The sequence below is a fragment of the uncultured Haliea sp. genome (assembly GCF_963973825.1).
Classification (GTDB): Bacteria; Pseudomonadota; Gammaproteobacteria; order Pseudomonadales; family Halieaceae; genus Haliea.
Window position 1 is genome coordinate 48,257 of record NZ_CAXBAE010000010.1, and the last position, 18,920, is coordinate 67,176.

Sequence of the window (18,920 nt, forward strand, 5' to 3'; positions counted from 1 at the left end):
ATGAAATCCGCACTGGACAACGACTACCGCGCCTCGCTCTGGCCGCTGCCTCCAAGGCTGCACACCGCAGAGGGTGACGCTCGCCGGGTGGGCGTGGAACTGGAGTTCTCCGGCATCCGTCTGGAGCAGATCGCGAACCTGATTCGCGAGCAGCTTGGCGGCGAACTGGATACGGTGTCCCCCTACGAAAGCCTGGTGAGGAACACCGAGCTGGGTGACTTCAAGGTGGAGCTCGACTCGGCGTGGCTCAAGCGCCGCGGCCGCGAGCGGGCCGATGTGGCCTCGGATGAGCTGGCCACGCTGGGCGAGAACATGCTCAAACTGGCGGCGGAGCAACTGGTCCCGTTTGAGGTGGTCAGCCCGCCCATCGCCATGTCCGACCTTTGGCGCCTGGGCGCCCTGCTGCAGGTGCTGCAGCGTAGCGGTGCACGTGGCACCGCCGATGCGCCGCATTATGCCTTCGGGCTGCATCTCAACCCGGAGTTGCCCGGCCTGGATGCGGCTACCATTCTCGCCTACCTGCGCGCCTTCTGTTGCCTGTCGGACTGGCTCCGCATGCGCAGCAAGGTGAACGTCAGCCGGCGTATCACCCCCTACATTGATCCCTACGAGAAATCCTATGTCAGCCGGCTGCTCGCCCCGGATTACAACCCGGATGAGCAGCAGCTGATAGCGGACTATCTGGCGGCCAATCCCACGCGCAACCGGGCGCTGGACATGCTGCCGCTGTTTTCCCATCTTGATCAGCCGCGTGTCCGCGCCGCGATCCCGGACGACCGTGTGGGCTCGCGCCCGACGCTGCATTACCGGCTGCCGAACTGCGAGATCGATGATCCCAACTGGTCCCTGGCGCGGCCCTGGCGCGACTGGCTGCAGGTCGATGCACTGGCCTGCGATCCCGCGCGGCTGGAGGCGGCGGTGAGTCGCTACCGCGAGCATCTGGGGGGGATCAGCGGCGGGCTGTTTGGGGACTGGGCTCAGGCCAGCGCGGAATTTCTCCTGCCGGAGCTGTGCTAGGCGGCGTTTGTGCCCCCGTGCCGGTGAATACCGGCCCTTCTGGTGCTAAACTGGCGCGCATCACTTTCAGGAGAATGCCTAGCCATGAGTGCAGCTGACGCAGAAAACCATCAACAGTGCATGGAACGATTCATCGCACTGGCCAATACCATGAAGAACGAGGGCGTGCCCACGCGGGTGGTTTCCGCGGCGCTGATGACTGCGTCCGGGGTATATGCCACCTATTCTGTGGCGGGCAATTCCGGCGGCTTGCATGCATCAGGTGTGGAAAAAGTCGCTGCTGCCTACAAGCAGAATCTGGAAAATATCCAGCGCCTGAAGCGTGCGGAGTCCGGTGAGGGGCAGGGCGACGCCTGAGACCCTCGGGGAGGCATCACAGCTCGGCGCGAATCTCGCGAATCTGTTCCATGAAGTAGCCCGGTGCCAGCATCGGCTTCAGCTCCTCTGCCGTGACCGGGCGGCTGAACAGGTAGCCCTGGATGACGCTCGCACCCTGGGTGGTGAGGAAGTTGAACTGCTCGCTGGTTTCCACGCCCTCGGCGACGAGATCCAGGTTCATTGACTGGCCCATCGCGATGATCGCGCGTACCAGGCTTGCATCGTTCTCGCTCTTGTCAAAATCGATAACGAAACTGCGGTCTATCTTCAACTCGTCCAGCGGGAAGCGGCTCAGGTAGCTCAGCGAGGAATAGCCCGTGCCGAAGTCGTCGATTGACAGGCGCAGGCCCATGGCTTTCAGTTCGCGCAGCGTGCGCACGGTGGTTTCGCTGTCCTCCACCAGAATGCTTTCTGTCAGCTCCAGTTCCAGTGAGGAAGCCGGCAGGCCACTGGTCTGCAGCGCTTCGCGCACCATGGGGCAGAAATTCCGGGTGAACTGCAGGGCCGATACGTTGACGGCGATTTTGGGCAGCGCATAGCCCTGCTGTCGCAGATCCACCAGCTCGCGACAGGCCTGGCGGATGCCCCAGCTGCCCAGTTCGCCAATCAGGCCGATTTCCTCGGCCACAGGCACAAAGCGGAAGGGCGGAATCATGCCCTGCTCGGGATGCTGCCAACGAATCAGCGCTTCCACGCCGATCACTGTCCCGGTGCGCGTGTCGACCTGGGGCTGGTAGTGGAACAGCAGTTCGTTGCGTTCCAGCGCCTTGCGCAGGTCGGTCTCCAGACGCAGGCGCTCCACGCCGGCAGCGTCCATATCCCGGGTGTAGAACATGTAGGTGTTCTTGCCCTGGGATTTGGCGTGGAACATCGCGGTGTCAGCGGCCTTCAACAGTCCCTCGAGGTCGCTGGCATGGTCCGGCGCCATGGCGATCCCGATGGAGGGGGTAATCACCAGCTCGTGGTCACCGATCGACACTGGCTGCAGCAGCGTATCCAGCAGCCGCTGCGCCACGGTGCGCACCGCCCGTTCGTCCTCCACCTGATTCAGCACCACGGTGAATTCATCGCCACCCAGTCGCGACACATCAATCCGCGAATCCGAATCAACGAAGTGGGCCACCACGTCACTTTCGCGGACGCAGGCCGCCAGGCGCCGTGCAACCTCTTTCAGCAGCGCATCACCGGCGCTGTGCCCGAGGGAATCGTTCACGCGTTTGAAGTTGTCCAGGTCGAGAAACAGCAGCGCGAGCTTCTCGTTGTTGCGTTTGCTGAGGCGCAGTAACAGGTCCAGCTGTTCGGTGAAGAGCCGTCGATTGGGCAGCGAGGTGAGGCTGTCGAAATAGGCCATCTGGCGCAAGCGGTCCTTGGTCTCGGTGACCTGCCGCACAGCCTGGTTCAGCTCCTGGTTGCGCTGGGAGAGCTGGGCCGTACGCTCTTCTACCTTCATGCTCAGCAGCTGGTGGTCAACGCCGATCTGGGTCTTGTAGTTGTGCAGTCCGCCGATGATGGCGTTCAGGACATTGGCGATTTCCTTGACCTCGCCTTCTCCGTCTATGGTCAGCGGTTCGCCAACGTTGCCGGCGGTAATGTCATCGGCCATCCGCGCCAGTCGCGCCAGCGGTCCCGTCAGTTTGCGTGTGTAGCGGGTGACGATGAGGCTGCCGACCAGCAGCAGCCCCAGGGCGATGCCCGCCAGTGTGCCAAGGGTGGGCAGCAGCAGGACCAGCAGCATGCTGCGGCTGATGCCCACATGCACGTAGCCAGCGACGAACTGGCTGCCGGTGGGTTGTGCCAGTGACTCGCCGAAGTCGCGGCGGGTCAGGTCCTCGCGCAGTGGATTCAGCCCGGACAGAATGGGGATGGAGGCATTCAACACCAGCTCGCCGCCGGTCAGGCTGGCCATCAGGCGCGCCGCTTCCGGAGGCGGCAGACCCCGCTGCGGAGACAGGCCGGTATCGGCATGGGTCGCGCCGCCGCGCAATACGTTCAGCGGCGGCAGCTTGCCCTCGATCTCCTCAATGCGCGACTGCTCCACAACTTCAATGCCGTCCACGGTATCGATGCGCACATAGCTGATGGCAGGCGACAAGGTCTGCAGTCGTTCCAGGAAGTCATGCAGGGTGCGTCGCTCGCGCAGCTGCAGGTCGGCGGCCAGCGCGGTTTCCCGGGTGATTTCGGTGGTCAGCTCGCGGACAAGCCCATCGCGCAGCACGAAATACTCCCTGATGCCGCTGCTGACGAGGATGAGCAGCGCCATGACGCTGGCCGTGCTGACCACCATCAGGTTGATCCTGCCCGCGACGGTCAATGGATTGCCCTCGTGTTGCTGCCGTTACTGGCCTGCGGTGAGATGTAGACCTCGGACAGGGGCACAGGCAGCCCCTGGGGATTGATGACCCGGGCGTGCCGCCGGTCGAGCAGGCGCGGCTCTGGCACGCCGCAGGAGTGGGCGATGATTTCCACCTCGTGCATCAGGTTGGTGGCGTAACTTGCCACGCGCACTGCCTTGTCTGTGGGGTCGAGGCCGCGCTGCAGGTCGGGGTCGTGGGTGGTGACGCCGGTGGGGCAGGTGTTCTTGTTGCACTGCAATGCCTGTATGCAACCCAGCGCGAACATGAAACCGCGGGCAGAGTTGACGCAGTCGGCGCCCATACACAGGGCAGCGGCAACGCCGGAGGGGTTGATCATCTTGCCGGAGCAGATCACCCGGATGCGACCGCGCAGCCCATACTCCAGGAGTTTGTCGACCACCAGCGGCAGGCTGCTGCGCAGGGGCAGTCCCATCAGGTCGATCAGGCTCTGCGGTGCCGCGCCGGTGCCGCCATCGGCACTGTCGATGGTCACAAAATCCGGCGCGTAGTCCAGCCCCAGCTCATTGATGCGCTGGCAGAACTCGTCCAGCCAGCTGCTTTCTCCCAGTGCGAACTTGATGCCGGTGGGTTTGCCGGTGACTTCGCGCACGTGGCGGATCATGCCCAGCAGATCGTCGATTGTGCGCACCTCGGGGTGCCGATTGGGGCTGATGGAATCCTGTCCCTCCGGAATACCGCGTGTGGTGGCAATCAGCTGTGTGACCTTTGCCCCGGGGAGGATGCCACCCTTGCCGGGCTTGGCACCCTGGGACAGCTTGATCTCGAACATCCGCACCTGCTCGTGGCTGGCGATTTCCCGCAGCCGATCGTCGCTCAGCCGGCCCTCCGCATCACGCACCCCGTACTTGGCGGTGCCTATCTGGAAGACAATGTCGCAGCCACCATCATAGTGAAAGGGCGAGATGCCGCCTTCCCCGGTGTTCAACCAGATGCCGGCCCTGGCTGCGCCGCGGGACAGGGCGCGCACCGCAGGCTCTGAAATGGCGCCGAAGCTCATTGCCGAAATGTTGAAGAAGGACAGGGTGCTGTAGGGCGTGCGGGCATGACCCTCGCCAAAAACGATGGCCGTCCGCGCCGGTATTTCTTCATCCAGCGGCGGAATCAGTGCGTTGAGAAAAATAACGTCCCCGGGTTGATTCAGCGGCAGGGTGGAACCGAATGCGACCGTGGAGTCGAGGTTCTTCGCTGCGCGATAGACCCAGGAGCGCTGTGCGCGGTTGAACGGCAGCTCTTCGCGATCCTGGGAGAAGAAGTACTGGCGAAAAAAGCCGCCGATGAATTCGAAGAAGTAGCGAAACCGGCCGAGCACCGGATAATTGCGACGAATACTGTGCGTGGTCTGGCGCACATCAACGATGTACATCCAGCACACCGCCACGATCAGGCACAGCACCGCCAGCGCGAAAAGAAAAGTGAAGGCGTCGAGAAAACCGGCGGTGAAGTGTTTCAGGGTTTCCATGCATTGCCCTTTTGCTGTGCAGGGGTAAAGGTACGTTATTTGTCCGGTCTGGAGCAATGGCCTTCGTGGCTCCAGGCGATCTGGCGCGCGCGCAGCGCAGCGGCCGCGCGCTGGGCTTCATGCAGGGGCGGGCGGGCGGCGGGCATGGCCCCCGTGCGCTCAACCGTTTCCAGTTCCGCCACGTCGCCCTGCGCAATGAGCTTCTCCAGCCCCGCCTGCAGCCGGTTTGCCCCGCAGGGTTGCAGGTTCAGCACGCCCACGGCGGCGGCGCCGCTGAGTGCCTCGTAGAGCATTGCCGCGCTGTCCGCTGTTACCCAGGCAATGCCGCGCTCCCGATAGTGCGCCGCCAGGCCGCGCGGCGCGGTCTCTGCGGCGGTGAGCACGCGACAGTGTTGATCGGCAACAGTACGCAGGGCGTGGACGAAGTCCTCCGGCGTGCGGCGCGATGTGGCCAGCAGCCACTCCACCCCGGGCAGTGCATTGCGCAGTCGCTGTATCTGTTGCAGTACACCCTCGCTATCCCAGTGAAAGTGACGCGACGGACCGCCGACCAGTATCAGCCCGCGTTGTGGATCGCCCTGTCCGGCGGGCTGCAGGGGATTGAGGGGGCCTCGCGTGACGATAGTGCGAGGCGAGACCCGCAGCCCATCGTGTTCCGGCACGATGCAGGCATCAAACAGCCGGCGCAGCAGGCCCGGGTTCATCAGGGCCACCAGTTTGCCGCCATGCCGCCAGCGTGCACGCAGGCCCGCCCAGTGGGTGCGCCTGCCGCACACCAGAATCAGCTCCGGTGGGGGCAGGCCGCGCGGAGAAGCGGTGTAGGGCAACCAGTACACCGCGGCGTTCTGCTGTATCTGCAGGGCCTGTGCCAGTCCTTGCAGCTGCTGCCGGTGACCGGCCCGGGTGTCGTGTATGCACCAGACAACGCGCGGCCAGCCACCCCCGCTCTCGCGGTATGTCACAATCTGTTGCGGTATCTGCCTGGCGGTCCTGAACATGAATCGATGAGGCCTGGTTTGATGGTGGCTATACGTTCAAGGACCCAGATTAGCGCCGCTGTCGCTGCTTGTGGACGGCAAATGGCAAAAAAGTGCAAAAAGAGCCCTTTACCGGTCGTTTCACTCAGCGCAGCCGGTTGCCCCAGTGGCGGCAGCGCAGTGCGTTGAAGCGATCCTTGAGATCGCTGCGCTGGCGCTTCCAGCGGTCCATCTGGCTCGCTGATGCCCCGTGCTGGCGCCGGTCGTCGAGACGCTCAATTTTCTGTTGCAGCTTGCGGCAGGTTTCCAGGCTGGCGTCCGGCTCCTGGGCGCCGGCGCTGGCATGCGGCAACAGCAGGGCCACAGCGCAGAGCAGCACACGCGGGCCTGTTACCCGCAGGGGTGGAATGTCGGAGACTGGCACGGCTGGACCCTCCCTGGTCATCGTGTTGCCTGCACTGTAGATGCCAGCGCTGCCCGATGACAGCAACCGGTCGCGTTTGATGGAAATACGTCGCATTGCGGCGGTGGGCGCGATGATAAGGGTAGTGCGAACTGCTATAGTTGGAGTGGTGAGGTGCAGGGGACACGCGGTGTTGTGGCAGGAGCGACGATGGTGCTGAAAGCGGTTTCAAGGATACTGGCGAATCGAGTCCGCCCGCTGCAGGCGCTGTTGTCGGTGCGCCGTCTGATCGCCAACCCGGATGCAACAGAGGAGGTGTTTCGGGTTATCGAGGCGCTCAAGGGAGACAGCATCGCCCGCGCGGTGACGCGTCTGCGGCAGACGCCCGAAGGCCGTAGCCTGCTCGAATCCCGGGCGCAGATTCTGCCCCTGCTCTGCGATCGTGCGCGGCTGCAAGCCCTGCCCGAGGGCACGGTGGGTCGCAGCTATGTCGACCTGATGGAGCGCCAGGGCATCACGGCAGAGGGTCTGGTCGCAGCCAGCGCTTCCTCACAGCGACATGCCGGGCTTACCGAGGATGAACAGTGGCTCGCCGACCGCCTGCGCGACATCCATGACCTCCAGCATGTGCTCACGGGGTACGGCCCCGATCCACTGGGTGAGCTGTGCCTGTTGTCCTTTATGACGACACAAACCTACAATCGGGGCATCGCCTTCATTGTTTTCATGGCCCGCCACAGCGCGCGCAGGCGCTTTCCTCCGGGTGTTGATCTGGATGCCTGTATCGAGGAGGGCGCCGCCTTGGGCCGGGCATCGCGTTGGCTGCCTGCGCTGCGGCTCGAGGATTGTCTGGCGGATCCCCTGGCAGAGGTCAGGGCCCGGTTGGGTATGCCGGTGCCGCAGCGGTACCTGGAAACGCTCGCGAGCTTCAGGGAGCCGGGCGACTCCCAGGTCGTCGCGACAGGACAGGTCCAGCGGGTCTAGCGCGAGAGGGTCGAGATGTGCTCGTCGACCACGAACATGCGCGTGCATGATCGGTCCAGGAACTGCTCTTCATCCTCGGCGATTCTGCGGGCGGTTTCGGGGTTGGCGCAACGTTCCATGGCGGCCTCATACGCTGCGCGGTCGGCAAACCACAGTTCGGTGATCACGTCGTAGTCGCGCGTGGCGGCACCCGGGTTCAGAAAGGCTCCCTCGCTGTGAATGAAGTTGCGTCGGTAGCCGCACACTTCCGGCAGCAGCGCGCAGATCAGCGGCGCATGCCGCGTTTCGTAGTAGTCGATGAACTGTTCCCGGGTCAGTTCCGGCTTGCACTTCAATAGCGCCATGGACTTGTACATCAATCCTGCTCTCCCTTCGCGGTAATCGTATCGAGCGGGTCCGGTTTACCTTGACCCCCGCGCGATCCACTCATTAAGATTAACCGTAGTATAAAAATCAAATCCTGCACAGGCATGCAACCATGAAAACCCTGTTTGAGGCGCTTGGCGCATGATACGCACGCAGCACTGGCCCTGGCTGCAGCTGGTGGTTGCTTTTCTGATCCAGGCCACCGGTGCCGGTGCCCTCAGCTACTCCTACAGTGTGATCGCGGTGCCCCTGGCCGAGACCTTCGACGCCAGCCGGATGGCGCTGATGCTGGGTCTCACCTGCATGACGCTGGGGGCCGGCGTTGTGTCGCCGATGGCGGGGATTGCCATCGATCGGCTGTCACTGCGCCTGATCATGATTTTCGCCATCCTGATGACCGCCCTGGGTTTCGTGCTGCTTTCCATGACCACCGCCATGTGGCAGGTGCCGGCAGTTTACGGTCTGATATTCTGTTTCGGTTATGTGCTGCTGGGGCCACTGTCAGCGTCCACCCTGCTGGCACGCTGGTTTACCCGCAAACGGGGCCTCGCCCTGGGTATTGCCGGGGCGGGGACGTCCTTCGGGGGCTTCCTGTTTCCGCCACTCATCAGCTGGCTGACCGATCTGCTGGGCTGGCGTGTCGCGCTGCAGGTATTTGCCGCGGTGATTGCGCTGATTGCCGTCCCCGTGGCCCTGATGGCGGCCGATCGCCCGGCGGTCAAAGGTTACACGCCGCCGCTGCCGGAGGGTGATGCTGACCACGAGGCACACACCGGCGCGCGCTTCAACTCCACGGACACGATTATTCGGCACCGGGCGTTCTGGGTAATCGCCGTATCGGTGGGTTTCATGTTCGCCGCGTTCACGGCTACGGTGGGCAGCCTGACGCCGTTTGTCCTCGATACCGGCGCCACGCGCGAGCAGGGTGCCATGCTGATTGCCAATCTGGCGTTGGCGGCGGTGCCCGGGACGCTGTTGTTCGGGTGGTGTGCCGACCGCTTCGATGTGCGGCTCGCGCTCGCCGCCATCATGCTGTTGATGATGCTGGGCCTCGCGCTGTTCTGGGGCACACCGGACATGCCCAGGCTGCTTGCGGGCAGCCTGATTCTGGGGCTGGGTGGCGGCGGCATGCTGCCGGTGTGGAGCTCGTTGCTCGCCCAGATCTACGGCGTGCTCAACTATGGCAGGGTCATGGGGCTGATGTCGCCGGTACTGCTCCCGTTCAATCTGCTGACACCGCCCCTCGCGGGCTGGATCCGTGATGTTACCGGGTCCTACGACATGGCCTTCATGGCGTTTGTGCTGCTGTTATTGCTGGCCGTGGTGATGATCCCGTTGATCGAGCGCAGCGGCCCGGGTTCGCGCCCCGCAGAAGGGGCGGCCGTCAAGGGCTGAAGGCCACCTTGATCGCACCCTGCTTGCGGTCGGCGGCAATCGCAAATGCCTCGGCGGCCGCCTCCAGGGGCAGCCTGTGGGTAATCAGGGTGGGCGCGATCAGCGGGTTCCCCGCGAGGGTGGCGGCGGCGATATCCACATCACGCACAAGCCCCTGACGCGCCTGTGCCATGGAGGTGACTGTGCGCAGTTCCTTCATCATCATCTGCATTGCCGGCAGGGTTAAACCGCCCCAGTAGGAGGCCAGCATGAGGATGGTGGCACCGGGGCGGCAGAGGTCGGCGGCCTGCGCCATCGCCGAATCCGTTCCTGCGCAGTCAATCACCAGATCGTAGTCGTCTGTGGCGCCGTCCAGCGTCGCGCCGAGAATTTCGCCGGCGCGCTGTTGCGCGGGATGGCGTGCGAACAGGTGCACCCGGGGACTGACCTGGCGCGCCACCACCACGGCGCACTGGCCGATGGTGCCGCCGCCGATCACCGCAACTTTGTGCCGATGGCTGATGCCCGCCATGGCGATACCTCTCACCGCCACCGACAGCGGCTCGACCAGGCAGGCATCCTCCACCGCGATGCCACCCGGCAGGGGCACCAGGCAGTGTTCGGGCACGATGATCTCTTCGCTCATGCCGCCGTCCCGGCCCACCCCCAGCACCGCATCGCTGCCGCGCACGCAGAGGTTGTAGTCACCCCGCACACAGCGCTCGCAGTGACCGCAGTAGACGGTTGGCTCGATGGCCACCCAGCGCCCGTCGGGCGTGATGCCTGATATCTCATGGCCGAGGGTGAACGGCACGGGAAACCCGCCCTGCCAGAAGTGCAGGTCGCTGCCGCAGATGCCGGCCGCGGCCACCTTCACCCGCACACCTTCACCGCTGGGTGCCGGCACGTCGTGCACGTGTATTTCATGATTGTGGCAGCGTACTGCTTTCATCCCGCACCTTTCTGTCGATCGGTGTACAGCGTCACGCTGTTGCGGTCTCCATGCCGTGTTCTGTGGCAGGGGCGATACCGGCATTGATGGCATCGACGACCTGCTGGGCGTTGCGGATGGCCCCCTCGATATAGCCAACGCCGGTGCAGTCGCCGGCCTCATGGACCTCAAAACCCGCGCCGCGGAGCTGCTGTGCGACGCGTGTATCGCCGGTGGCGCCCTTGGCAACAATCACCTGCTGTGCTGTGACCCGCTGTGCACTGCCGGTCGCGTCCCGGAAGGTGACGGCATCAGCTTCGATGCGGATATCGGCTGCGGAGGGCTGCAGTGCGACGCCGTGCTCCCGCAGCTCTGCCAGCAGGCGCATGCGGCGCACAATGGGCAGCCCGGCGCCAAAGCGCGGCGCTTCATCGACCACGGTGACCACGCGCCCGCGCTCGGCGAGGAACTCGGCCAGCTCGACGCCCACCAGCTCGCCACCGATGATTACGATATGCCTGCCCAGCGGCATCCAGGTATGGGTCAGTTTGCGCACCAGATTGAGATTGGCGCTGAGGCCGGTCGCCGCACCGATACGCGTTGCCAGTCGGGTCAGCGGGCTGGTGCGCGCCGTGAGTCGCTCGGAGCTTTCGCCCAGGATCAGCTTGCGCATGTCGTCGCCGCTGAATACGTGGTGCTGATCGTTGCCGGGGATCTCCGGAAGGTCACGCCTGGCACCGGTTGCCACGATAACGGCGTCGGCGCCCAAAGACGCAAGCAGCGCAGGTGTTGCCTCAGTGTTCAGGCGCAGGTCGATATCCGCCTTGCCGACCTCTCTGCGCAACCAGGTCAGGAAGCGCTGGTTGGGTTCATAGGCCAGGGATGCGAACTGCAGCGTGCCGCCCAGCCGCGGCCCGCGTTCCAGCAGCGTGACTCTGTGCTGGTCAGCGGCGAGCAGGCGCGCCGCCTCCATGCCGGCGGGCCCGCCTCCCACCACAACAATATGGCGCGGCGTGCTGGACCGCGGGCGGGCGATGCGCAGGTGCTCGACGCCGACCTCGGCATTGACGGCACAACGCGTGGCGTCGCCGGTGTAGATGGCGCTGGCGCAGGTAATGCAGTAGACGCAGGGGCGAATCGATGCCGTGTCGCCGGCGGCGAGCTTATTCGGCAGTTGGGGATCGGCGAGCAGTTTGCGCCCCAGGCCGAGAAAATCGAAGCTGCCTTTTCGCAGCTCTGCTTCGCCGACATCCAGCTCGATGCGCCCCGAGGTAATCAGGGGTATTTTCACCACCTGGCGGATGGCAACGGTTGCCGGCAAATTGGCACCGGGTACCTGGGGGATGTTGGATTCGGAGTGCATCTTGCCATACGCCGTCTCGTGGTAGGCGCTGACCGTAATGGCGTCGACGCCAGCGTCTTCGACCAGCTGCGCGGTTCGCTTGGCATCCTCCAGGGTGATGCCGCCTTGCTTGCCCACTTCCCGGGAATCGAGTTTTACCCACAGCGCAAAGTCGTTGCCGACTTCGGCGCGAATGGCGTGGATCACTTCCAGCAGCAGGCGGGCGCGGTTCTCCACGCTGCCGCCGTAGGCATCCGTGCGCGTATTGGTCTTCGGTGAGATGAATGAGGAGAGTATGTAACCATGCCCGCCGTGTATCTCGATGCCGTCGAACCCCGCCTGCTTTGCGCGCCGCGCCCCCTCGGCAAACTGCTGCACAAGCTGTTGAATATCCGCCAGGTCCAGCACTTTAACCTGCGGTGGTCCCTTCATGCCGGCAGACAGTTTTGCCAGTTCCTCGGGCAGGAAGTAACTCATGAAATCGGCATCCTTGACCGGGCTGGGAACCGCGGGCGCCCACAGCGGGTGACCGTCCCGTGCACTGTCTCCAGCCACCAGGCCACCGTGGTGAAGTTGCACGGCAGCTCGCGCACCGTGGCGTTGTACCGCCCTGGCGAGTTTCTCGAGGCCCGGCAGGAAGCGATCCTCGGATATGCCCACCTGCCAGCGCTGCACGCGACCCACGGGCAGGGCGACGCCCGTCGCGCCGGTTATGACCATGCCGACACCGCCCCGCGCCTGCTCTTCGTGATACGCGATCAGCCGGTCGCCGGCGCTGCCATCACTCTCGGCAAAGTTCACCCCCATGGCGGTGACGATCATGCGATTTTTCAGTTCGAGGCTGCCAATCCGGCCGGGTGACAGGAGTGTGCGGTAGTGCGATGCGCTCATCGGCGTGTCTCCGTGCGTCGCTGACGTTCAGCCAGTCCGTTGCCAGCGCAGCGCTGGGGCATAACCCTGGGCGTTGGCCTCGGCGGTCAGCGTCAGCTGGTGATTATCGAGCTGGTAGGCTCGTGGAAAAACGGCTCCGGCCCAGCCCAGCACGGATGCGCCTTGCACGAAGTGCGTGACCTCGTTGCGTTGCTCATCGACCTCGTAGCGACCGAAGTAGCTGGAATAGCAGCCGTAGGATAGGGCCAGGTCCGGCGTGATGCCGGCGGGCAGGCTGTCCGCTGGTGGCGGCTCTGCGCCGGGTTGCATCAGGTGTACCGACAGCTCGCCAGTGCTGCCGTAGACCAGCAGTCCTCGCGGGGACTCACCCATCGGAAAGAGAACGGACCCATCCGCGGTGGTGAGCGTGTAGGACACCAACTCCCAGCAACCGACAAGTGCCTGTGCGTCCCTCATGCTGTCCGTGACCCTCTGGTGCGCTTTATTACTCGCTGACAGCATACTCCATTCAGCCATCGGCACCCTGATTCCCGCGCGCCGTAGCGCATTCAACCTGGCTCGGGTACCAGTTATTTGTACTCCGCAGTGGTGCCGGCGGTGTGCCTGAAAATTAGTGGTGGCGCAGGAGCCGCGCACGGGAGTACAGTCGGAATATTAATAAGCATAATTTTAATTCCCCGGAGGTTCGGCCCATGCGTCATTTCTCGTCCCTGTCCCTGCTCGCTTCATCGATCGCGCTGATTGTCAGCGGTAATGCCATCGCGCAGGAAAACCAGCGCAACGTTGCACTGGAGGAGATCATCGTCACGGCACAGAAGCGCGAACAGAACCTGCAGAGCGTGCCCATCGCGGTCACCGCACTCAACGCGCAGACGCTGAACATGTTCCGCGTCACCAACACGGAAGACCTCAGCAATCTGGCGCCCAACCTGAACATCCAGAACCAGGGGCGCGGCACAATCCCCCAGATCAATATTCGCGGCGTATCCTCGGGCGTGTCGGCGGCTGAAGTGGACCCGAAAATTGCGACCTACCTCGACGGCGTATACATCGGGCGCACCATCGGCTCGATTTTCGATATGGCCGATATCGAGCGCGTAGAGGTGCTGCGGGGCCCGCAGGGTACCCTGTTCGGTCGGAACGCCACGGGGGGCGCGATCAGCATCACCACATCAGCGCCAACGGGTGAATTCGGGCTCTCCCAGGATGTGTCCGTGGGTAACCTCAATGCACAGCGCTTCCGTACCATCCTCAACCTGCCCTCGGTCGGCCCCCTGAGTGTCAAGCTTAGCTACTTGTACGACAGCAACGATGGCTACTCGGACAACCTGATCGCCGGACGCACACTGGATCTGCGCTTGCGCAACCCGGAGATGGGCGTGCTCACCTACGCGGAGAACCTCGGCAGCAAGAACGTTGAAGCCTTCATGCTGGCCGCCAATCTGGACTTCGACACCATCAACGTGGACTACCGCTTTGACTACACGGACAGCCTGACCGTCGGCGCACCGGTGCAGCAGGTCGGGATCATCGGCGCGACTGCGCCGCTGGTTGGCGCCATCAACCAGTTCCAGCCACTGTATGGCGGCATCACCAACCTCAGCACCACACCGCTGAAAGACGTCGCGGCTGCCACCAGCGAGGAGCCTCTGCTCATTCAGGGGCATAACGTCACCGTGAGCTGGGAAATCAACGACAACCTGAGCCTGAAAAGCATCACAGCGTTCCGCCAGATGGACCAGCGCCCGGCTATCTACGACCTCGGGGCAACCGGCGGCTGGAAGTTCACCGCCGCGCAGCTGGGTGCCCTGCTGCAGGGAGACGTGGGTGGAATTCTCGGCAATCCCCCCGGCCCCAACGATTCCCTGTTCACCCTCTTGACTGCCCGCGCGCTGGAGCAAGAGCAGTTCAGCGAGGAACTGCAGCTGACCTGGAGCACCGACAACTACACCCTGGTCGGTGGCGTGTTCTATTTCCAGGAGGAAGCAGAGGCGCGTAACGTGCTGGGTGTATTGCAGCCCGTAGCCAATGGCGTGGTGATCCCCACGCCCTTTGATGCGATTTTCGGCAGTGGCGTCAACTCCACCGATACCGATAACAGCTCCTGGGCCGTGTTCGCCGAGGGCACCTTCCACGCAACGGAGAAGCTCGACGTCACCGTGGGCATCCGCCGCACAGAAGATGATCGGGAAATCGAGCTGATCGACATCAGCGCAACCTCCGGTGGCGGCAGCCTGGATGAAGGCCTCTACAAGCTCAGCTACGGTGAGACCAACTACAATGTGGTGCTCAGCTACAACTGGGCCGATGATGTGATGTCCTACGCGAAGGTGAGCACCGGCTTCGTCGCCGGCGGCATTCTCAATGGCATATCCTACGACCCCGAGTCCATCACCAACTATGAACTGGGCCTGAAGTCACAGTTTCTGGATAATCGTCTGCGCCTGAACGCTGCAGCGTTCTTTATGGATTACGAAGACCTGCAGGTGCAACTGTTTGAAGATGGCAAACAGAGCTTTGAGAACGCCGGCAACGTGGAGGTGACTGGTCTCGAGATTGAAATGGACGCCATTCTTGGCGAGGGCCTGACGCTCAGCACGACCCTCGGCACCTACGACTACGAATACAAGGAATACATCCGCAATGGCGTGAACGTGGCGGATGATGTGCGCCCGATTCGCGCGCCGGATTTCAATACCCGTATTTCGCTGCAGTATGACTTCGGCCAGAAGATGCTCGGCGGCGCACCCTTTATGCGCCTGGACAGCCGCTACCTCGCAGAGGGCGAGAACACGGCCTTCGCCAGCGGTTTCCCGGAAGCCGATCGCCTGTCCCAGCGTGAAGCCTACTGGTTGATCAACGCGCGCGCCGGAGTGATGGAAATTCCCATGGGCTCCGCCGTCAGCAGTGTGTCATTCTGGGTCAAGAACCTGTTGGACGAGGATGAAATCAACGTCTTCGGCAATGAGGTGATCAACATGACTGCCCAGTACAGTTTGCCGCGTACCTACGGCATCGACTTCAATATCACCTTCTAGGTTACAGGAGTGCCGTGGTGTCGGTCGTTCTGGAGAGGCTTGCCGGTAAAGCCATAATCGTTGTCGGGTCGGGCACCGGAATCGGTGCCGCCACCGTGCGCCAGCTGGCGGCTGAGGGTGCCCGCGTGTGTGTCGCGGATATCAATCTCGATGCCGCGGAGTCGGTGGCTGCTGCGGTAACCGACTCCGGCGGAGAGGCTTTCGCCGTGCCTGTTGATATTGCCGACGAAGCATCGGTCGATACGGCGGTCGCGACCGCCTGCGCCAGGCTGGGTCGACTGGACGGCGCCCATATCAACGCGGCGGACCTGCGGGTGATCTTTGAGGACAGCGACGTGCTGGCAGAGGATCTCGCTGTGTTCGACCGCACCCTGCAGGTCAACCTGCGCGGGCACGTATTGTGCACGCGGGCCGTGCTGCCGCATCTGTTGCGCGGCGGTGGCGGTGCCATCGTCTACACCAGTTCCGGTGCAGCGGATGCGGGTGACAGGGAACGGCCGGCGTATGCCATGGCCAAAAGCGGCCTCAATGCGCTGATGCGGCATGTGGCGTCTCGCTGGGGTCGAGAGGGTATCTCCGCCAACTGTGTTGCTCCGGGCTTTGTCTTCACCCCCGAGATGGAGGCCAGCGGCAACGTGCCTCAGGCCATGCTCGACGCGATACTCGCGCACACGCCGACGACGCGACTGGGTAAGGCCGAGGACATCGCCGGGTTGGTGGCACACCTGCTGTCGGACCAGGGCCGCTGGATCAACGGACAGGTGTACAACATCAATGGCGGCGCATTGATGCGTTAAGACAGGGCTAACCGTCCGTCAGCGCCTGTACGAGATTGCGCGCGGTCCAGGGCGCAGTGGCGTATTTCCCGGTATCAATGCTCAGGTAATTGCCATTGCGGGTAATGCCGTAATCAGAGCGCTTGTGCAACGTGGCTGTGGGGTCCGACAGTGCGCCACGGCCGGCGGCAAACACCCAGCCCCCGCCCACCTGAACACGCTCCGCGTTCGCGCGGATGTCTGCCACCCAGGGCAAAAGCCCTTCCAGGGTGTCCAGAACACGGGTTGTCAGTGCGGCGTGATCGGGTGTATCCAGGGTGTGCAGGGGCGGTGGCTCGATGGCGGAGCTGTCGACGCGCAGTCCGGCGGGGTACCACGACAGGTAAAAGTCACGTTCGTTGTAGTTTTTGATGTCGCCGAAGGGGCCTGTGGCAATGATCGCGCAGGGAGTGCGCACGCGTTGCCGCGTGCGCAGAAACAGGGACTGTCGATAGCGGTTTGACCAGACACCGGCAGCTGCGATCCCGGCAGTCTGGTCGACGGCCATGCGGCCGTGCCAGAGGGCGTTGATCACTTCACTGTAGTGTTCGGCTTGTCGGACGTTTGTGGCTACTGTCCAGCGGCCGTGTACCGAGTTCCCCTGCGGGTACGCCGCCAGAACGCGCTCGCCCAGGCGCAGGGTGATGCGTGGCTCAGCGGCCACGGCCTGGAGAAAGCGGTCGGCGACCCAGTTGGTTTCCACCGAACGCTCGGGAACCTGAAAGCCGGCGATGATCTCGTCACTGCCCGCTGCGGCCTTCAACTCTGCGCCGGACAGCCGCCGTGCGCGAGCCTGCGAGGCATCCACGAGGTATTTTCCGGCATCGGGGTGGGAGCGAACCAGGCCGCTGACCTGCGCCAGGTAGTGCGCCATGTCGTCGGCAGACACCAGCGAATCGCGGTGGCACAGGTACAGGTCATCCTGTTCGGTGATAACACCCGCCAGTGATGTGTCCAGTAGCTCTTCGGTCAGTCTTCCAAAAAGCAGGCTGCCACTCAGCACATGCTGCGCCGAGCGCAGCGAGCTGTCTGCGGCGTAAAGGTAGCCCAGGTGAATCTTGCCTTCATTCCAGCGGCTGGCACCGGTGAACGGCGCGCTGGCCTCGTCAAATAGCGATACGTCGATTCCCCGGCGAGCCAGAAACAGTGCGGTAGAGCAGCCCATGATGCCGGCACCGAGCACCGCGATGTGTCGACTTGCAGTCATGGAGCGGCGCCGTCCAGTGAAAAGTAGGAGTCGGCATCGTAGGGGTCGCTGGCCAGCACCAACAGCACGCTTTGCGCGTCGATATACGTCTGTTCTCCCCAGATTCCCGCACTCACCAACAGTGCCGGGCTCGCGCCGTCAAGGGTGATGTCCACGCGCTCGCCGTCACGCTGCAGCGTGACGAGGATCTTTCCGGACAGGCAGGCCAGCAATTGCTGGCCACGCAGGTGCCCGTGTCCGCCGCGGCGGGTGCCTGCGGGCACTGCGGAAACCGTAAATACACGCTCCGGCCTGAAAGGCAGCTGCGCGAAGTCCAGGGGCAGCAGGGAGCCCCGGCTGTCGTTGTGGCGCTGCACCGCCAATAAGCGGGCCGCGCCTCCAAACCACCGTGTAGCCGCGGAGGCCGGTATTGTCATGCCGCGGTGACGCCCTGGGGACGGTTGTGGTGCAGGTACTGAACCAGTGGTACCGCAATATCCAATTTCGCGGTGCTGCTGATGTTGGCATTCCAGAGCTCCCGCAGGCAGGCGCAGAGCACCTCGAAGCGCTGTTCCGGGGTGAAGGCCCAACTGCGCGACAGGCTGCCCGGCTTGTAGTATTTGAAACACAGGGTCTCGGGCACGCGGAGGAACTTTCCCAGCAGGCTCATGTGGAACAGCCACGGCCAGTCAGTGGAAAACTCGCCCGCGCCGTGCAGTTTCAGGCCACCGATCTGCCGCGCCATCGACAGGCGGAAAACGCCGCGGTTGGGTACCCACCACTTCAGCCCTCCGGCGAGCATCAGGTGGCCGCGTTCTGCCGGGTTGGCGATACCTTCTAGTTCGCTGAGTACCCAGTGCTCTTCGCGGCCATCGGTGTGCGTCAGGTGAACATCCGAGAAGCTGACAACAGCTTCCGGATCGCCATCCAGCGCGGCAGCCAGTCGCTCAATGTAGGTGGGGGCGATGATGTCGTCATGGAAGGCGAACATTGCGTAGTCGCTATCGGCGAGCTGGAGAAGGGCATTGCAGTTGCCAACGTAGCCCAGCCGTTCGCTTTGCTGAACAACTCGAAACCGCGGATCGCCCTCAGCGTGCGCCCTGCACAGCTCAGCGGTGTCGTCGGTGCACTGGTCCACGGATACGATGACGCGGAAGTTGCGATAGGTCTGTGCCGAGAGCGACTCCAGTGTTGGTTGGATGAACTCGGCCGCCTGCCAGGCGGGCAGCAGCGCGCAGACAGACGAGGAACCAGCAGCGGTGTGTTCGGTCATGATCCCGGTATTCCCAGCCAGAGGGTATGCAGTGCTGGCAACCTGGAGGCACGAAGTACACGCCGTGTTGCATACGGAGACCAGCCGCCAAATGTTACCGCGTAGGTGAGA

Annotated in this window: 17 protein-coding genes; 6 read left to right on the forward strand and 11 right to left on the reverse strand. The window is 63.6% G+C overall.

Translation table 11 applies throughout. From position 1 onward, the window contains the following. Both AACZ17_RS12290 and AACZ17_RS12295 read left to right on the forward strand, forming a co-directional pair. Positions 1-1,017 carry an amidoligase family protein gene (locus AACZ17_RS12290; protein WP_290739861.1) on the forward strand — a complete coding sequence of 339 codons (1,017 nt, stop codon included), beginning with the start codon at positions 1-3 and terminating at the stop codon, positions 1,015-1,017. Between the two features lie 84 nt (positions 1,018-1,101). Next, positions 1,102-1,374: a DUF3144 domain-containing protein gene (locus AACZ17_RS12295; RefSeq protein ID WP_290739864.1), complete on the forward strand. Its 273-nt coding sequence runs from the start codon at positions 1,102-1,104 to the stop codon at positions 1,372-1,374. Positions 1,375-1,390: 16 nt separating this feature from the next. On the opposite strand, the gene AACZ17_RS12300 is transcribed toward AACZ17_RS12295, so the two are convergent. The 4 genes from AACZ17_RS12300 to AACZ17_RS12315 all read right to left on the reverse strand — a co-directional run bounded on the left by AACZ17_RS12300 (position 1,391) and on the right by AACZ17_RS12315 (position 6,630). Further along, a complete protein-coding gene (locus AACZ17_RS12300) occupies positions 1,391-3,706 on the reverse strand; it encodes an EAL domain-containing protein (protein ID WP_290739867.1) in 2,316 nt (771 codons plus the stop codon). After that, on the reverse strand, positions 3,703-5,229 hold the full coding sequence (locus tag AACZ17_RS12305; RefSeq protein WP_290739870.1) for a glutamate synthase-related protein: 1,527 nt from the start codon (positions 5,227-5,229) through the stop codon (positions 3,703-3,705). The genes AACZ17_RS12300 and AACZ17_RS12305 overlap by 4 nt, the downstream gene beginning before the upstream one ends. Before the next feature lie 35 nt (positions 5,230-5,264). Then, positions 5,265-6,227, reverse strand: coding sequence for an ELM1/GtrOC1 family putative glycosyltransferase (locus AACZ17_RS12310; protein ID WP_290739872.1), 963 nt, complete (start codon positions 6,225-6,227; stop codon positions 5,265-5,267). Positions 6,228-6,351: 124 nt separating this feature from the next. Further along, positions 6,352-6,630, reverse strand: a complete 279-nt coding sequence (locus AACZ17_RS12315) for a hypothetical protein (RefSeq protein WP_290739874.1) — start codon at positions 6,628-6,630, stop codon at positions 6,352-6,354. A 189-nt stretch (positions 6,631-6,819) separates the two neighbouring features. Between AACZ17_RS12315 and AACZ17_RS12320 the strand changes: the two genes are divergently transcribed. After that, positions 6,820-7,593, forward strand: a complete 774-nt coding sequence (locus tag AACZ17_RS12320; protein WP_339638344.1) for a Coq4 family protein — start codon at positions 6,820-6,822, stop codon at positions 7,591-7,593. Here AACZ17_RS12320 and AACZ17_RS12325 read toward each other — a convergent pair. Next, positions 7,590-7,949, reverse strand: a complete 360-nt coding sequence (locus AACZ17_RS12325) for an EthD domain-containing protein (RefSeq protein WP_290739880.1) — start codon at positions 7,947-7,949, stop codon at positions 7,590-7,592. The genes AACZ17_RS12320 and AACZ17_RS12325 overlap by 4 nt on opposite strands. A 151-nt stretch (positions 7,950-8,100) precedes the next feature. On the opposite strand from AACZ17_RS12325, the gene AACZ17_RS12330 reads away from it, so the two are divergent. Next, a complete protein-coding gene (locus AACZ17_RS12330) occupies positions 8,101-9,354 on the forward strand; it encodes an MFS transporter (protein ID WP_290739883.1) in 1,254 nt (417 codons plus the stop codon). Here AACZ17_RS12330 and AACZ17_RS12335 read toward each other — a convergent pair. The 3 genes from AACZ17_RS12335 to AACZ17_RS12345 are packed head-to-tail and all read right to left on the reverse strand — an operon-like array spanning position 9,344 to position 12,953. Next, positions 9,344-10,285, reverse strand: coding sequence for an alcohol dehydrogenase catalytic domain-containing protein (locus tag AACZ17_RS12335; RefSeq protein WP_290739886.1), 942 nt, complete (start codon positions 10,283-10,285; stop codon positions 9,344-9,346). The two genes, AACZ17_RS12330 and AACZ17_RS12335, sit on opposite strands and share 11 nt — an antisense overlap. Positions 10,286-10,316: 31 nt before the next feature. Beyond that, positions 10,317-12,497 (reverse strand): FAD-dependent oxidoreductase, encoded by a 2,181-nt coding sequence (locus AACZ17_RS12340; RefSeq protein ID WP_290739889.1) that lies wholly within the window; start codon positions 12,495-12,497, stop codon positions 10,317-10,319. 27 nt (positions 12,498-12,524) lie between these two features. Beyond that, a complete protein-coding gene (locus tag AACZ17_RS12345) occupies positions 12,525-12,953 on the reverse strand; it encodes a lipocalin-like domain-containing protein (protein WP_290739892.1) in 429 nt (142 codons plus the stop codon). Between the two features lie 236 nt (positions 12,954-13,189). On the opposite strand from AACZ17_RS12345, the gene AACZ17_RS12350 reads away from it, so the two are divergent. Together AACZ17_RS12350 and AACZ17_RS12355 are read left to right on the forward strand one after the other, a co-directional pair. Then, positions 13,190-15,535, forward strand: a complete 2,346-nt coding sequence (locus tag AACZ17_RS12350; protein WP_290739895.1) for a TonB-dependent receptor — start codon at positions 13,190-13,192, stop codon at positions 15,533-15,535. A 17-nt stretch (positions 15,536-15,552) separates the two neighbouring features. Next, positions 15,553-16,332 (forward strand): SDR family oxidoreductase, encoded by a 780-nt coding sequence (locus AACZ17_RS12355; RefSeq protein WP_290739898.1) that lies wholly within the window; start codon positions 15,553-15,555, stop codon positions 16,330-16,332. A gap of 7 nt (positions 16,333-16,339) precedes the next feature. Here the strand turns inward: AACZ17_RS12355 and AACZ17_RS12360 are convergent, their stop codons facing one another. From AACZ17_RS12360 to AACZ17_RS12370, 3 genes are read right to left on the reverse strand one after another with little or no spacing between them, the layout of a single operon-like run. Next, positions 16,340-17,557, reverse strand: a complete 1,218-nt coding sequence (locus AACZ17_RS12360; protein ID WP_290739901.1) for an FAD-dependent oxidoreductase — start codon at positions 17,555-17,557, stop codon at positions 16,340-16,342. Then, positions 17,554-17,973, reverse strand: a complete 420-nt coding sequence (locus AACZ17_RS12365) for an FdtA/QdtA family cupin domain-containing protein (RefSeq protein WP_290739904.1) — start codon at positions 17,971-17,973, stop codon at positions 17,554-17,556. Before AACZ17_RS12365 ends, AACZ17_RS12360 begins: the two co-directional genes overlap by 4 nt. Next, entirely contained in the window at positions 17,970-18,809 is an 840-nt protein-coding gene (locus tag AACZ17_RS12370; RefSeq protein ID WP_290739908.1) for a glycosyltransferase family A protein, read from the reverse strand. The genes AACZ17_RS12365 and AACZ17_RS12370 overlap by 4 nt, the downstream gene beginning before the upstream one ends. Between the last annotated feature and the right edge of the window lie 111 nt (positions 18,810-18,920).

Bases quoted from the DNA above. Each gene is read 5' to 3' on its own strand.
- AACZ17_RS12360 (WP_290739901.1), bottom strand. From the start codon at position 17,557: ATGACTGCAAGTCGACACATCGCGGTGCTCGGTGCCGGCATCATGGGC.
- AACZ17_RS12310 (WP_290739872.1), bottom strand. From the start codon at position 6,227: ATGTTCAGGACCGCCAGGCAGATACCGCAACAGATTGTGACATACCGC.
- AACZ17_RS12350 (WP_290739895.1), top strand. From the start codon at position 13,190: ATGCGTCATTTCTCGTCCCTGTCCCTGCTCGCTTCATCGATCGCGCTG.
- AACZ17_RS12330 (WP_290739883.1), top strand. From the start codon at position 8,101: ATGATACGCACGCAGCACTGGCCCTGGCTGCAGCTGGTGGTTGCTTTT.
- AACZ17_RS12290 (WP_290739861.1), top strand. From the start codon at position 1: ATGAAATCCGCACTGGACAACGACTACCGCGCCTCGCTCTGGCCGCTG.
- AACZ17_RS12295 (WP_290739864.1), top strand. From the start codon at position 1,102: ATGAGTGCAGCTGACGCAGAAAACCATCAACAGTGCATGGAACGATTC.
- AACZ17_RS12320 (WP_339638344.1), top strand. From the start codon at position 6,820: ATGGTGCTGAAAGCGGTTTCAAGGATACTGGCGAATCGAGTCCGCCCG.
- AACZ17_RS12335 (WP_290739886.1), bottom strand. From the start codon at position 10,285: ATGAAAGCAGTACGCTGCCACAATCATGAAATACACGTGCACGACGTG.
- AACZ17_RS12340 (WP_290739889.1), bottom strand. From the start codon at position 12,497: ATGAGCGCATCGCACTACCGCACACTCCTGTCACCCGGCCGGATTGGC.
- AACZ17_RS12325 (WP_290739880.1), bottom strand. From the start codon at position 7,949: ATGTACAAGTCCATGGCGCTATTGAAGTGCAAGCCGGAACTGACCCGG.
- AACZ17_RS12305 (WP_290739870.1), bottom strand. From the start codon at position 5,229: ATGGAAACCCTGAAACACTTCACCGCCGGTTTTCTCGACGCCTTCACT.
- AACZ17_RS12370 (WP_290739908.1), bottom strand. From the start codon at position 18,809: ATGACCGAACACACCGCTGCTGGTTCCTCGTCTGTCTGCGCGCTGCTG.
- AACZ17_RS12345 (WP_290739892.1), bottom strand. From the start codon at position 12,953: ATGAGGGACGCACAGGCACTTGTCGGTTGCTGGGAGTTGGTGTCCTAC.
- AACZ17_RS12365 (WP_290739904.1), bottom strand. From the start codon at position 17,973: ATGACAATACCGGCCTCCGCGGCTACACGGTGGTTTGGAGGCGCGGCC.